The following is a 13,913-nucleotide window of genomic DNA, read 5'->3' as shown; positions in this document are numbered from 1 at the left end:
AGCAGGACTACCAATGGCAGATGATTGGAAAGCGTCGGATCGCCCGGCGGATGAAAAAAGCTGGAAGCTCATCGAAAAGGCGATGCTGGCCAGCGTGCATGAGCAAAGAAGGGCACGTCGTTGGGGAATCTTTTTTAAATTCCTAACGTTTACTTATCTTTTTATCATGCTGGCGCTCTTTGTTCCTTTTTCCGGGCTCAAGGGAGAAGCCTCGCGTGAGGGCTCCCATACGGCGCTTATTGAGGTGAAGGGAACCATTGCGGCTGATGAGAAGGCGAGTGCCGACAATATTGTTGGAGCACTGCGCGATGCCTTTAAAGACGAAGGTACCAAAGCCGTTATCCTTCGTATCAATAGCCCGGGTGGCAGTCCTGTGCAGTCAGGTTATGTCTATGACGAGATCAAGCGTCTGCGTGGATTGCATCCTGACATCAAGCTTTATGCCGTGATTTCTGATCTGGGAGCTTCGGGCGCCTATTACATCGCCAGTGCTGCCGATGCCATCTATGCTGACAAGGCCAGTCTTGTAGGCTCAATCGGCGTAACGGCAGCATCCTTTGGCTTTGTCGGAACCATGGATAAGCTAGGCGTTGAGCGTCGCGTTTACACATCCGGTGAGCACAAGGCCTTTTTGGACCCCTTCCAGCCTGCTAAAGAAGAGGAGACCCGCTTCTGGCAACAGGTGCTCGATACTACACATCAGCAGTTTATCGACAGCGTGAAAAAGGGGCGTGGTGATCGCTTGAAGGTCGAGGGTCATCCTGAGTTGTTTTCCGGGCTCGTGTGGTCTGGAGAGCAAGCGCTTGGGCTGGGGCTAATCGATGGCCTGGGTAGTGCCAGCTTTGTGGCTCGGGAGGTGGTTGGTGAAGAAAAGATTGTGGATTACACCGTTCAGGAAAGCCCATTCGACCGCTTTGCCAAGCGCCTGGGGACCAGTGTGGCGGAGCGCCTGGCATTGCTGGTGGGGTGGCAGGGGCCTGTGTTGCGATAAGTTGAGAGGCTGATGCTAGGGTACTGCTACGCCCTCATTGAGTAATAGATCGGTCAGCCGAATAAGCGGCAGGCCGATCAAGCTGGTCACGTCCTCTCCTTCGGTAGAGCGAAAAAGGGTAATTCCCAGTCCCTCGACTTTAAAGCTTCCAGCGCAGTCATAGGGTTGTTCAATATTGAGGTAACGCTCGATTTGATCGCTTTCCAGCGTACGAAAATGAACGGTAAACGGTACGCAATCCAGCTGGCAGGTTCCGGTTTGGGTATTGAGCAGCGCGAGCCCGGTCATGAACGTCACGCTTTTTCCGCTGGCATTCGACAGTTGCTTATGGGCGCGCTCGTATGTCAGAGACTTGCCAAGTATCTGGCCGTCAAGCGAGGCGGTTTGATCGGAGCCAATAATCAAATGGTTGGGGTAATTAGGCGCCAGCGCGCGGGCCTTGGCTTCAGCCAGTCGCATAGCCAAGTAACAAGCGCTTTCGCCTGGATGAGGGCTTTCGTCTATATTAGGTGAAGCGTATGTAAAGTTTAATTTCAGGCGAGCCAGTAGTTCGCGTCGATAGGGTGAGCTTGAAGCGAGCAGTAACGGAAGCATTATAATGAGTCTCTGTGAACGCAGAATCGTCGGTCTAACCGACCAAAAGTCAGCAAAGGATACTATCCTTTGCCTAATTTCCTTTGACAGGCCTGAGGTCGTCTCTATAATGGCGCGCTTATGTTGAATGGGCCACTTCCACCTCACGTAGATCCACGCAAACTGGCTGATCGCGGTGTCACGCTTCGGGGTGAACTGCCGGTATCTAGTTTGCCACGTCTTTGCGAGCAGCTGTCGAGCACTGAGGGAACGGTGAAGGCCGTCCTCGAGTTCTTCCGTGATGAGCAAAGGCTTGTCGTCATTCATGGCGCACTGGATACTGAAGTGCAAATGGTATGTCAGCGATGCCTGGAGCCGGGCGCGTTTCCTGTACACGGCGAGTATGATTACGCAGTGCTATGGGAAGGGCAGTCGGCGGATGCGTTGCCAAAAGGTTATGACGCACTGGAAATCGGTGAAGAGCCTTTGGATCTGATTGGTTTGATTGAGGATGAGCTTTTGCTTGCCTTGCCAATCATTCCAACTCATGAGCCCGGCATCTGCCATCATCCAGCAGGATTCGAAGCGCCTGAAGCGCCCGAAGAAAGCGCGGACGAGGAAAAGCGAGCCAACCCGTTCAGCGTACTGGCGCAGTTGAAGCGTGACCCAAACGTTTAGGAGTTAATGAGTTATGGCTGTTCAGCAGAACAAAAAATCCCGTTCCGCCCGTGATATGCGTCGCTCCCACGATGCGCTCGAGCCGAATGCATTGTCTGTAGAAAAGAGCACCGGTGAAGTTCACCTGCGTCACCACGTGTCTCCGGACGGTTTTTACCGTGGTCGTAAAGTGATCGACAAGGGTTCCGACGAGTAATCCTTGTCGTCACCTGTCATCGCTATCGATGCAATGGGCGGGGACTTCGGTCCCCGCTGCATTGTGCCTGCCTGTATTTCTTTCCTCGCTAGTCATCCTGCCGTTACGTTGATCCTTGTTGGTGATCCTGATGTCATCCAAGGCCATGTCGGTCAGTCCTCATTTGATGATTCTCGTCTGCGTATCCATGTAGCCACTCAGGCCGTTGATATGGCGGAAAAGCCTTCTTATGCTCTTCGTAACAAGCCTGACTCTTCCATGAAGGTTGCGCTGGGGCTGGTTGCCAGTGGCGAGGCTGACGCATGCGTTAGTGCAGGTAATACTGGCGCCCTGATGGCCTTTGCTCGACAGACGCTGGATACGCTTCCTTGGATAGAGAGGCCGGCCATCTATACCCATCTGCCTGTGATGGGTCGTCAATGTGTATTGGTGGATCTTGGCGCTAATCTGGACTGTTCTGCTCTCAATCTTTACCAGTTTGCATGCCTGGGGGCCGCTGCTGCTAAAGCAAAAGGGATACATAAGCCCCGAGTCGCTCTTTTGAATGTAGGTGTTGAGCCGACCAAGGGTAATAGTGTCGTCCAGCAAGCATCAATACTGCTGGAGAAGTGCAGGCGCCTTAACTATATCGGCTTCATCGAGGCGAACGCACTGTTCCGTTCTGAAGCGGATGTGGTGGTGTGTGACGGCTTTGCCGGCAATGTCCTGCTTAAAGGAAGCGAGGGGCTTGTTTCCATGCTTTTCAAGCAGTTGGAAGGGGCGCCTGTTTTTCTAAGGCTCCTGGCTGCTCCCCTGTTATATCGTCTGAGAAAAGACATGATGCCTGCCCGCCATAATGGTGCCGGTTTTCTCGGGTTGCGTGGTCTGGTTATTAAAAGTCATGGCAGTGCTGATGAGTTCGGCTTTCAGCGTGCGATAGAGCAAGCAGTGCAGGCAGTAGAGCTTCGCCTGGATGCTTTGATAAAGGCGAATTTTCTAGACCTTTATGAGGATTCAGTGCCTAAGTGTGACTGACCTCGGTTGCCTGACATCAAACCAAGAACCTGCTACGGCATGCTGTTAGGCTGTGGCTTTTGATGAGACTAAAAAGAGATCGACTATGTCTGCTTCTTTCGCTTTCGTATTTCCAGGCCAAGGCTCACAGTCCTTGGGTATGCTGGCCGATATTGGAGCTCAACATTCGCAGATACGCGATACGTTTGCCGAGGCTTCTAATGCGCTTGGCTACGATATCTGGTCACTGGTTCAGCAAGGTCCGGAAGAGCAGTTGAATCAAACGGACAAGACTCAGCCCGCCATTCTGACGGCGTCTATTGCCCTGTGGCGACTGTGGGAGGCAAGGGGAGGCGTACGTCCTTCTTATGTGGCAGGTCATAGTCTTGGCGAATATTCCGCTCTGGTTGCTGCAGGTGCTCTGGCCTTTACTGACGCTGTAAAGCTCGTTGAGCGCCGTGGACAGCTGATGCAGGAAGCTGTGCCGGCGGGCGAAGGCGCAATGGCCGCTATCCTGGGGCTAGAAGATGCAGATATCGTTAACGCCTGTGCTGAAGCGGCCCAGGGTGATGTTGTGAGCGCAGTGAATTATAATGCACCTGGGCAGGTGGTTATTGCAGGTAACGCAGCTGCAGTGATGCGAGCTGTCGAGCTATGCAAGGCGCGTGGCGCAAAACGTGCGGTTCCGCTTCCGGTAAGTGTGCCCTCCCATTGTGAGTTGATGCGCCCGGCAGCGGAGCGCTTTGCCGAGGCTGTTAACGCGATCCAGTGGCAGCAGCCCTCCATTCCGGTTGTTCAGAATGTAAACGCCGGAGTCAGTGCAGATCTGACAGCGCTGAAGCAGAACCTGCTGGCGCAACTGTACAGTCCGGTGCGCTGGGTTGAGTCCGTTCAACTGCTTGCGGACAAAGGGGTTGCTCAACTGGTAGAGTGCGGGCCCGGAAAAGTCCTGGCAGGTTTGAACAAGCGGTGTGTCAAAGGTATAGAGACCTATAGTCTTGACGCGCCTGATGCTTTTGCTGCTACCCAAGCAGCATTGGCTTGATTTAAGGAGAAAACATGAGCCTCCAAGGTAAAGTCGCATTGGTAACCGGTGCAACACGTGGCATCGGACAGGCCATTGCTCTTGAGCTCGGACGCCTCGGGGCTACCGTGATCGGTACGGCTACCAGCGAAAGCGGTGCCTCCCGTATCAGCGAAAGCCTGAAGGCCAATGGTATAGAGGGCACCGGACTGGTGCTGAACGTTGCAGACAACGCTTCGGTGACGGCAGCGTTGGAACAGATTCAGCAGCTATATGGCGCGCCTGCTATTCTGGTCAATAATGCTGGCATCACGCGAGATAATCTGATGCTGCGCATGAAAGACGACGAATGGTTCGATGTAATCGATACCAACCTGAACAGCCTGTTCCGTTTGTCGAAAGCCGTATTGCGTGGGATGACCAAAGCTCGTTGGGGGCGCATCATCAGCATAGGCTCTGTTGTCGGGGCCATGGGTAATGTTGGCCAAGCCAATTATGCTGCCGCCAAGGCCGGTCTTGAGGGGTTTACTCGGGCGTTGGCTCGTGAAGTAGGTTCCAGAGCGATCACGGTAAATGCCGTGGCTCCAGGGTTTATTGATACTGATATGACGCGTGAGCTGCCAGACGCTCAGCGTGAGGCGCTTCTGACTCAAATTCCACTGGGTCGATTAGGGCAAGCTGAAGAAATTGCAAAAGTTGTCGCCTTTTTAGCAACGGACAGTGCTGCGTACGTTACAGGTGCTACTGTTCCAGTTAACGGCGGAATGTATATGAGTTAAGCGATTTTTGACGGGTTGAACGACTTTTTGTGAATTTTCAAGACTAGCAAAAAGTCAGTTCAGAGGTCAGGATGTCGCGTCAGCTTGAAATATTGAAAACCCTTTCTATACACTTACGCGCAGTCCGGCTGCACGGATTATTCCATAGGAGTGAAAACACGGTATGAGCACCATCGAAGAACGCGTTAAGAAGATCGTCGCTGAACAACTCGGCGTGAAAGAAGAGGAAGTAACCAACAGCGCTTCCTTCGTCGAGGATCTGGGCGCCGACTCCCTTGACACCGTTGAGCTGGTGATGGCTCTGGAAGAGGAATTCGAAACTGAAATCCCGGACGAACAAGCCGAAAAGATCACCACTGTTCAGGAAGCTATCGACTACATCGTTGCTCACCAGCAATAAGTCGGTTCTTCTGTAGAACACGAAAGCCGCACGCCTGTCCAGGCGTGCGGCTTTTCTATATAACGGTCATCAATGTAATAACTTTAGATGATCGAACAAACGAGCTATGAGGAAATCGTTGTGTCACGTAGACGCGTCGTGATCACGGGCATGGGCATGGTATCGCCGCTGGGCGGGGACGTGCAAAGCAGCTGGGAAGGCATTCTTGCTGGTCGCAGCGGTATTGCCCCGATTGAACACATGGACGTTTCTGCCTTTGCTACCCGCTTTGGGGGATCAGTCAAAGGATTCAACGTAGAAGATTATCTCTCTGCGAAAGAAGCTCGGAAACTCGACCTCTTTATTCAATATGGCCTGGCGGCTAGCTTCCAGGCTATGCATGATTCCGGACTTGAAGTGACAGATGCCAATCGGGATCGAATTGGTGTCGCCATGGGGTCTGGTATTGGTGGTCTCTCCAACATCGAGAACAACTGCAAGGCCTTGTTTGATCAAGGTCCCCGCCGTATTTCGCCATTTTTTGTCCCTGGCTCGATCATTAACATGGTCTCCGGCTTCCTTTCCATCCACTTGGGATTGAAAGGGCCTAATTATGCAATCGCTACAGCATGTACAACCTCCACGCATTGCGTAGGTATGGCTGCACGTAACATTGCCTATGGTGATGCTGATGTCATGGTGGCTGGCGGTGCCGAAATGGCTACCTGTGGGCTAGGGTTGGGTGGTTTTGGTGCTGCACGGGCCCTTTCTACCCGAAATGAAGAGCCTACTGAGGCCAGCAGACCTTGGGATCGTCAGCGAGACGGCTTTGTGCTGTCTGATGGCGCGGGTGCATTGATTCTGGAAGAGCTAGAGCATGCTCAAGCGCGTGGCGCCCATATTTATGCTGAGCTTATTGGGTTTGGCATGAGCGCTGATGCGTTTCATATGACGGCCCCCCCTGAAGATGGCGCTGGCGCAGCACAGTGCATGAGCAATGCACTGAAAGATGCGCGAATCGATCCATCCCAGGTTGATTATATCAATGCGCACGGTACGTCCACGCCTGCTGGTGATATGGCAGAGGCTTCTGCGGTCAAGCGGATCTTTGGTGAGCATGCCTACAAATTGTCGGTGAGCTCTACCAAGTCAATGACTGGGCATCTGTTAGGGGCTGCCGGGGCTGTTGAAGCCATTTTTAGCATCCTGGCCATTCGTGATCAACTGGCGCCACCTACCATCAACCTGGATGATCCGGATGATGGCTGTGATCTGGACTTTGTGCCGCATAAGCCAAAGGCAATGCCTATCGAGATTAGCCTGTCTAACTCCTTCGGCTTCGGTGGTACTAATGGTAGTTTGATCTTCCGTCGCTTTTCTGAGTGATGAAAGACTGGGTTAATGGTCAGCCGGATGAGGCTGGCCTTTCCTTCCGGGATCGTGGTTTGGCATATGGCCATGGGCTTTTCGAAACGATAGGCGTCCATAACGGCCAACCACGATTCCTTGATGATCACCTGATGCGGCTGCTTGATGGATGTCGTCGTCTGGCAATTCCCTTGGAGCTTGATGCAGTCAGGCTTGAAATTCTTGAGTATGCTGCGTTGTTACGCAACGGTGTAGCCAAGCTGATCATTACGGCCGGCCTCGGTGAACGGGGTTATGCGGCTCCGTCGAATCCACTTCCGCAACGTCTTCTGCTGGCCTCTCCTGTGCCTCGCTATCCATCTGAGAATGCTGAGCAGGGGATCCGTCTGTTTCCCTGCCAGACACGTCTGGCTTGCCAACCGCTATTGGCAGGACTCAAGCACCTAAACCGCCTTGAACAGGTATTGGCGCGGGGAGAGTGGCAGGGAACAAACTATGCTGAAGGCCTCATGTGTGATGTGTTTGGGCACGTTGTGGAAGGTGTTTTCAGTAACCTTTTTATCGTGTCCAGGAACACATTGATAACGCCTGTGCTTGATAAATGTGGTGTTGCTGGTGTGATGCGCTCCTATCTTCTTCGCTGCGCGGATGGGCTTGGCGTCATGACCGAAATCAGGCCGGTGACGTTGAGTGAGTTCATGGCCGCTGATGAGGTATTTATGTGCAACAGTCAGTATGGTGTTTGGCCAGTATGTACGTATGCTGAGCATGAATGGCCAATAGGCCCGTTGACACGTCAACTTCAACAGATTGCTTCGAAGGCTCTGGATTCGTAATGCGAAAATTATTGGTTCTGCTCGAGGGCGGCTTGCTCTTGATGGGGCTGGCGCTAGCCGGAATGGGCTGGTTGCAACACAAGGCACTCGAGCAGCCTGTGGCGGTTGGCCAGGAACAGCTTGTCGAAATACCCAAGGGCGCTACGCCGGGCGGTATGCTCCGGCATCTTGAGGAGGAGAAGTTACTAAGCGGATCCTTCTGGTTGCGTTTGTATTGGCGTTTCAATCTTTCCGGACAGGCTCTGCACAGCGGTGAGTACCGAGTAACACCAGGGATGAGTGTTCGTGAATTACTTGCCCTCTGGCAAAAAGGCGAGGTGGTCCAATACAACGTTACGCTCGTTGAAGGCTGGAACTTCCATCAGGTTCGGGATGCCTTGGCTCGTCAGGAAAAGCTGGAGCAAACATTGGCTGGACTGAGTGACGAAGACGCCATGGTACGTTTAGGCAAGCCTGGTATGCATCCCGAGGGACGTTTCTTTCCCGACACCTATCGTTATGTAAAAGGAATGCGCGACGTCGAAATTCTGAAGCAGGCCAGTCAACGTTTGGAGCAGGTTCTTGCCGAGGAGTGGGAAGCGCGCGCCCCGGATGTGCCCTATCAGGAGCCGTATCAGGCTCTGATCATGGCCTCTTTAGTGGAGAAGGAAACCGGGGTTCCGCAAGAGCGACCTCAGATAGCAGGCGTTTTTGTACGCCGGCTGGCATTGAACATGCTCCTGCAGACAGATCCTACGGTTATCTACGGGCTGGGTGACAACTACAAGGGCAAGTTGACCCGAGAATATCTCCGCCAACCTACGCCTTATAATACCTACGTGAACCCTGGTTTACCTCCTACGCCTATCTCCATGGTAGGGCGGGAAGCGATTCATGCTGCGCTGCATCCTGAGCCAGGTAAAAGTCTTTACTTCGTAGCGCGCGGAGACGGAACGCATGTGTTCTCCGATGATATCGATGCCCATAACCGCGCTGTTCGTGAGTATCAACTTAAACGCCGAGCCGATTACCGTTCGAGTCCGGCACCTATTACCAAGGAGTCTGAGTGAGCGGGTTGTTTATTACGCTGGAGGGGCCGGAAGGGGCAGGTAAAAGCACTAACCGTGATTATCTGGCAAGGCAATTACAATCGCATGGCCTTGAAGTGGTGCTGACACGTGAGCCTGGTGGAACTCCATTGGCCGAGCGCATCCGCGGACTTCTGCTCGACCCCTGCGATGAGGGCATGCATGCAGATACTGAGCTGCTGCTTGTGTTTGCTGCACGTGCACAGCATTTAAACGCTGTAATTAAGCCTGCCCTTGATCGTGGTGCGGTTGTCCTGTGTGATCGATTCACTGATGCGACCTACGCGTATCAGGGCGGGGGGCGTGGGCTTTCGGAAGCACGCATTGCCACCCTGGAGCACTTTGTTCAGTCAGGCCTGCAGCCTGATCTTACCTTGGTGTTCGATTTACCTATCGAAATAGGTCTTGAAAGAGCAGCCAAACGAGGTCGCCTCGACCGGTTTGAGCGGGAACAACACAGCTTTTTCGAGGCCGTAAGGCAGACTTATCTCTCCCGCGCCGCGGCTGGTACCGACCGCTATCGGGTGATTGACGCAGCCCAGTCGCTTGCCGATGTACAGCAACAACTTGATCAGCTTGTGCCTGAGTTGTTGGAGCGCGCCCGTGGTTGAGCGGTACCCGTGGCAATCGGAACTATGGGAGCGGCTGACTCATCGTGAACGGCATGCCCATGCTTATCTATTTCATGGGCCAGCGGGTATTGGCAAGCGGGCACTGGCCGAGCGGCTTGTAGGGCGTTTGCTTTGCCAGAACGTAGCAGCAGGGGAGGCATGCGGCCAGTGTAAGGCTTGTCTTTTGTTAAGGGCTGGAACGCATCCTGACTATTTTCTTGTAGAGCCGGAAGAGGTGGAAAAGTCTATCCGCGTTGATCAAATCAGGAGCCTGGTCGACTTCGTTGCCCAAACCGCACAGTTGGGCGGCCGCAAGGTCATTCTGCTGGAACCAGCTGAGGCAATGAACCTCAATGCCTCAAATGCTTTACTGAAAAGCCTGGAAGAGCCTTCCGGTGACACGGTCCTGGTGCTGATCAGTCATCAGCCGAGTCGACTATTGCCTACCATCAAAAGTCGTTGTGTGCAGCAGGCCTGCCCCGTGCCTCGTCCAGAAGAAAGCCTGGCTTGGTTAAGGCAGGCCTTGCCTGATCTCTCCTCGGAGGATCTCAATGATGTGCTGACGCTGGCTGGTGGTTCGCCTTTAACGGCTGCTCGTTTGCATGCGATGGGCGTTCAGGCTTACCGATCACATGTTGTAGATGGCTTGAAAAAGCTCTTGAAGCGGCAGATTGCTCCGAGTCCATTAGCCGAAGGCTGGAACAATATTCCATTACTGCTATTGATGGACTGGTTCTGTGAGTGGGCATTGTTGATCCTGCGCTATCAAATGACTCGGGATCAAGCGGTGACCGGTTTGGCCGATATGAGCAAAGTAATCCAGTATCTGGGTGACAAGGCCGATTCCACTCAGGTCATAAACCTGCAGAACTGGCTGCTCGAGCAGCGGCAGAAAGTAATGGGTAAGGCTAATCTGAACCGCGTGCTGCTACTTGAAGCGCTGTTGATACGGTGGGCAAGCCTACCGCAGCAGGGCTAGAATTCACTTAATAATGGTTGAGTGCTGTCGTATGAGTTTGCCTCCGAATCTGGGTCCTCGAAACGGAATTCTGTCCCTTACGATCAAGGACAAATCAGTACTGTATGCCGCCTATATGCCTTTCATCCGTAATGGTGGCCTGTTTATTCCAACAAACAAGTCATACAAGCTAGGGGATGAAGTATTCATGCTGCTCAACCTGATGGATGAGCCTGAAAAAATCCCTGTTGCCGGAAAGGTCGTCTGGATAACGCCCCGGGGCGCACAGGGAAATCGTGCTGCTGGGGTTGGCGTTCAATTCAATGACGGCGATAACACGGCTCGAAACAAGATCGAGACCTATCTGGCGGGTACGCTCAAGTCGGACCGCCCTACGCATACCATGTAATTCTTTCTTTCGTGCAAGCATGGCCTTGCTGAAAGCGCACGTTTTTACCAGGAAAACCCATGAAACTGATCGACTCCCATTGTCATCTAGATCGCCTTGATCTAACTGCTCACAATGGATCACTGGACGCGGCGCTTGAGGCGGCAAGGGAGAGAGGCGTAGGGCACTTTCTATGCATTGGTGTAAGCGCCGAAAATGCTGCCGATGTGAAGACTGTTGCCGAGCGTTACCCGGACGTGCATTGCTCTGTTGGAATTCATCCATTGGATGTTTCTGCTGAAAAGGAGCCTGCGCTGGAGTGGCTGTTGCGCGAGCTGAATCATCCTCGTGTGGTCGCCATCGGAGAAACCGGGCTGGACTATCATTACGAGCCTGAAAGCGCTGAGCTGCAGAAGCAGTCCTTTCGGTTGCATCTTGAGGCGGGGCGGATTACCGGTAAACCTGTCATTGTGCATACCCGTGAAGCCAGAGCTGACACGTTGGCCTTGCTCAGAGAGGCTGATCTGACTGCTGCAGGGGTATTGCACTGTTTTACCGAGGACTGGGAAATGGCCAAGGCTGCCCTGGACCTGGGTTTTTATATCTCTCTTTCAGGAATCGTGACGTTCCGAAATGCCGAGGCATTGCGTGAAGTGGCTCGTCAGGTGCCAGCCGATCGGCTTCTTGTAGAAACCGATTCGCCTTATCTGGCGCCTATTCCTTATCGTGGCAAACCGAACCTCCCTCAATATGTGCGTGAGGTGGCTGAGTTTTTAGCTTCGGTTCGTGGTGTCGAGCTGGAAGCACTGGCCGAGCAAACTACAGAAAATTTCTACCGGCTCTTTCCTCTGGCAAAAGCTGTATAAAACCAATAGTCAAAAAAAACCCGGTTTTTGCTAACCGGGCCAAGACCATTAGGAGTTTAACGGGATGCACCAATAGCGATGTATCCCACCGATAACGCCTCGGGGGAGTGGCGCTGCCGGTAAGTAGAAGTATTGATCAGTCATGGGGAACATCCAGTCGGGATTGATCATTTTTTAAACAGATTTGGAATAGGCAACCTTTCATTGAGCACTTATCGCGACAACTTCCGGATGATGTCCAGCGTCTCATCCAGTACCTGTTGCGGTGTGTAAAAGTGTGGCGAAAGACGGATGCCAGCACCGCGTTGAGCGCAGATAATGTTCTCGCGCTTCAGGCCTTCAAAAAGAGTCGTATTGTCTTTGCCATCCAGCGTAAACGTTAGAATACCAGCTCTGCGATTGGGATCTGTCGCACTGTGGACATGAGCGCCGGGAAGTGCTTTCAGTCCTTCAATCAACATGTGCATTCTGGTATGTAATTCCTGCGCAACTTGCACCATGCCTACCTCATCGAGCAATGAGAGACTGGCCTTCAAGGCGACAGCGCCGAGCATGTTGGGGCTACCGCATTCGAAGCGGCGGGCGGTGCGTGCAGGTTTCCATTCCCGACTATTATAATCACCAGCATTATCGAGCATATGCCAGCCATATTCATTTAGCGTCAGCTGCTCTCTAAGATCACTCCGACAATAAAAAACGCCAAGCCCCTCTGGGCCTAGCATCCATTTATGCCCGTCTGCCATGGCAAAGGCGCACTCGCAGGCTTGTACGTCCAGAGGAAGTGCGCCTAGCTGTTGAATTGCATCAACACACAACAGTACGCCTTTCTGGCGACAGCCCTGGCCTAATTTGACCAAGTCCAGGCGTAGGCCGCTTGCGTATTGCACTGCGCTGATCGCCAGCAGGCGTGTCCGGGACGTACAGGCCTCTAGCAGCGCCTGTTCAGGATTTGTCCCAGCCAGATTGACCTCAATGACTTCGACTCCAAAGCGGGACAGTGCCTCCCAAACGATTCGGTTCGATGGGAATTCTTCATTGCTGATGACCACTTGATCGCCGGCCCGCCAGTCCAGACCAAACGCAACAAATGACAGAGCCTCTGACGTATTCTTGACCAAGGCTATATCTGCCGTGCTGGGTGCGTTAAGCAGCTTCATCAGAAGCGCTCTCAATTGCTGCTCGATTTCAAGCCAGGCGGGGTAATCCTTGGCTCCCTGGATAACGTTTTCCTGTGCAAACGCCGTTACGGCCTGCGATGCACGCTTCGGCCAGGGAGCTACCGCGGCATGGTTGAGGTAGCGCAGGGTTTCATGATGCGGAAACTCGTTCATCCAGGTGTTCATAAGAGGCTCATCCATACAAAAATATGTATTTTTAGGCATAATGCCGTAATCAATGTGACATCGCCTGTCAGATGCGTATCGTCCATCTCGCGTTGTGCCAGCCGATGGTAATAGCTTCCCCTACCGATACCTTCCGCATTCAGACTCTAAAAAGAAACTTATTTCTATGCAGAAAGAACCTCGAAAGGTCCGTGAATTTCGTCGCCGTGAGCAGGAGATTCTAGACACAGCCCTCAAGCTTTTCCTGGAAGAAGGGGAGGACAGTGTTACTGTAGAGATGATCGCTGACGCGGTCGGGATTGGAAAAGGAACGATTTATAAACATTTCCGATCGAAAGCCGAGATCTATCTTCGCCTGATGCTGGATTACGAGCGAGACCTGGCTTCGCTGTTTCATTCGGAAGACGTGGCACGTGATCGGGAAGCGCTGTCCCGCGACTACTTTGAGTTTCGTATGCGCGACCCTCAGCGCTACAGGCTTTTTGACCGGCTGGAAGAAAAGGTGGTTAAAGCTAATCAGGTTCCTGAGTTGGTCGAACAATTGCATAAGATCAGAGCGTCAAACTTCGATCGTTTGACTCAGCTGATCAAGGGGCGAATCGCTGAAGGGAAGCTGGAAGATGTTCCTCCTTATTTTCACTATTGCGCTGCCTGGGCGCTGGTGCATGGGGCGGTAGCCTTGTACCACTCTCCCTTCTGGCGAGATGTCATTGAAGATCAGGACGGATTTTTTCAGTTTCTCATGGACATCGGCGTGCGTATGGGTAACCGCCGTAAGCGAGACACGGAAATACCGGCTTCCCGGTGAGTCCGACAGTCTGAGCTTGAATAAATCGTTCTCGACCCAGATATCTTTTTTCTCT

General features: G+C 52.9%; 17 protein-coding genes. 15 read left to right on the top strand and 2 right to left on the bottom strand.

Annotated elements, in window-relative coordinates; translation table 11 throughout:
* Positions 1–13 precede the first annotated feature (13 nt).
* Positions 14–991 (top strand): S49 family peptidase, encoded by a 978-nt coding sequence (locus EAW52_RS14765; RefSeq protein WP_010797726.1) that lies wholly within the window; start codon positions 14–16, stop codon positions 989–991.
* A gap of 15 nt (positions 992–1,006) precedes the next feature.
* Here the strand turns inward: EAW52_RS14765 and EAW52_RS14760 are convergent, their stop codons facing one another.
* The gene (locus EAW52_RS14760) at positions 1,007–1,585 is read right to left on the bottom strand and encodes a nucleoside triphosphate pyrophosphatase (RefSeq protein WP_122043055.1); all 579 of its coding nucleotides are present in this window, start codon (positions 1,583–1,585) and stop codon (positions 1,007–1,009) included.
* A gap of 120 nt (positions 1,586–1,705) precedes the next feature.
* Between EAW52_RS14760 and EAW52_RS14755 the strand changes: the two genes are divergently transcribed.
* The 13 genes from EAW52_RS14755 (at position 1,706) to EAW52_RS14695 (ending at position 11,707) form a co-directional block, all read left to right on the top strand.
* Positions 1,706–2,242 (top strand): YceD family protein, encoded by a 537-nt coding sequence (locus EAW52_RS14755; protein ID WP_122043054.1) that lies wholly within the window; start codon positions 1,706–1,708, stop codon positions 2,240–2,242.
* A gap of 13 nt (positions 2,243–2,255) precedes the next feature.
* Positions 2,256–2,438: a 50S ribosomal protein L32 gene (gene rpmF, locus EAW52_RS14750; protein ID WP_010797729.1), complete on the top strand. Its 183-nt coding sequence runs from the start codon at positions 2,256–2,258 to the stop codon at positions 2,436–2,438.
* Positions 2,439–2,441: 3 nt separating this feature from the next.
* A complete protein-coding gene (plsX, locus tag EAW52_RS14745) occupies positions 2,442–3,452 on the top strand; it encodes a phosphate acyltransferase PlsX (RefSeq protein ID WP_122043053.1) in 1,011 nt (336 codons plus the stop codon).
* A gap of 85 nt (positions 3,453–3,537) precedes the next feature.
* On the top strand, positions 3,538–4,476 hold the full coding sequence (fabD, locus tag EAW52_RS14740; RefSeq protein WP_122043052.1) for an ACP S-malonyltransferase: 939 nt from the start codon (positions 3,538–3,540) through the stop codon (positions 4,474–4,476).
* Between the two features lie 14 nt (positions 4,477–4,490).
* Complete coding sequence (gene fabG, locus EAW52_RS14735) at positions 4,491–5,234, top strand: 3-oxoacyl-ACP reductase FabG (RefSeq protein WP_019365930.1); 744 nt, start codon at positions 4,491–4,493, stop codon at positions 5,232–5,234.
* A gap of 163 nt (positions 5,235–5,397) precedes the next feature.
* Positions 5,398–5,634, top strand: coding sequence for an acyl carrier protein (gene acpP / locus EAW52_RS14730; protein WP_007160597.1), 237 nt, complete (start codon positions 5,398–5,400; stop codon positions 5,632–5,634).
* Between the two features lie 120 nt (positions 5,635–5,754).
* Positions 5,755–6,999, top strand: a complete 1,245-nt coding sequence (fabF, locus tag EAW52_RS14725; RefSeq protein ID WP_122044816.1) for a beta-ketoacyl-ACP synthase II — start codon at positions 5,755–5,757, stop codon at positions 6,997–6,999.
* Positions 6,999–7,817, top strand: a complete 819-nt coding sequence (gene pabC, locus EAW52_RS14720) for an aminodeoxychorismate lyase (protein WP_122043051.1) — start codon at positions 6,999–7,001, stop codon at positions 7,815–7,817. The genes fabF and pabC overlap by 1 nt, the downstream gene beginning before the upstream one ends.
* Positions 7,817–8,866 carry an endolytic transglycosylase MltG gene (gene mltG / locus EAW52_RS14715; RefSeq protein WP_122043050.1) on the top strand — a complete coding sequence of 350 codons (1,050 nt, stop codon included), beginning with the start codon at positions 7,817–7,819 and terminating at the stop codon, positions 8,864–8,866. The genes pabC and mltG overlap by 1 nt, the downstream gene beginning before the upstream one ends.
* Entirely contained in the window at positions 8,863–9,495 is a 633-nt protein-coding gene (gene tmk / locus EAW52_RS14710) for a dTMP kinase (protein WP_122043049.1), read from the top strand. The genes mltG and tmk overlap by 4 nt, the downstream gene beginning before the upstream one ends.
* Positions 9,488–10,474: a DNA polymerase III subunit delta' gene (locus EAW52_RS14705; protein ID WP_122043048.1), complete on the top strand. Its 987-nt coding sequence runs from the start codon at positions 9,488–9,490 to the stop codon at positions 10,472–10,474. Before tmk ends, EAW52_RS14705 begins: the two co-directional genes overlap by 8 nt.
* 31 nt (positions 10,475–10,505) lie before the next feature.
* Positions 10,506–10,862, top strand: a complete 357-nt coding sequence (locus tag EAW52_RS14700) for a PilZ domain-containing protein (RefSeq protein ID WP_010797738.1) — start codon at positions 10,506–10,508, stop codon at positions 10,860–10,862.
* Positions 10,863–10,921: 59 nt separating this feature from the next.
* Positions 10,922–11,707, top strand: a complete 786-nt coding sequence (locus EAW52_RS14695) for a TatD family hydrolase (protein ID WP_122043047.1) — start codon at positions 10,922–10,924, stop codon at positions 11,705–11,707.
* Positions 11,708–11,919: 212 nt separating this feature from the next.
* On the opposite strand, the gene EAW52_RS14690 is transcribed toward EAW52_RS14695, so the two are convergent.
* Positions 11,920–13,050, bottom strand: coding sequence for an aminotransferase class V-fold PLP-dependent enzyme (locus tag EAW52_RS14690; protein WP_122043046.1), 1,131 nt, complete (start codon positions 13,048–13,050; stop codon positions 11,920–11,922).
* Between the two features lie 166 nt (positions 13,051–13,216).
* On the opposite strand from EAW52_RS14690, the gene EAW52_RS14685 reads away from it, so the two are divergent.
* Positions 13,217–13,858, top strand: a complete 642-nt coding sequence (locus tag EAW52_RS14685) for a TetR/AcrR family transcriptional regulator (protein ID WP_010797741.1) — start codon at positions 13,217–13,219, stop codon at positions 13,856–13,858.
* Positions 13,859–13,913: the final 55 nt, after the last annotated feature.

Origin of the sequence: Pseudomonas sp. LTJR-52 (assembly GCF_003691465.1) — a bacterium.
Classification (GTDB): domain Bacteria; phylum Pseudomonadota; class Gammaproteobacteria; order Pseudomonadales; family Pseudomonadaceae; genus Chryseomonas; species Chryseomonas luteola.
Note: the sequence above shows the minus strand (reverse complement) of the source record. Positions and strands in the feature narration are given on the sequence as shown.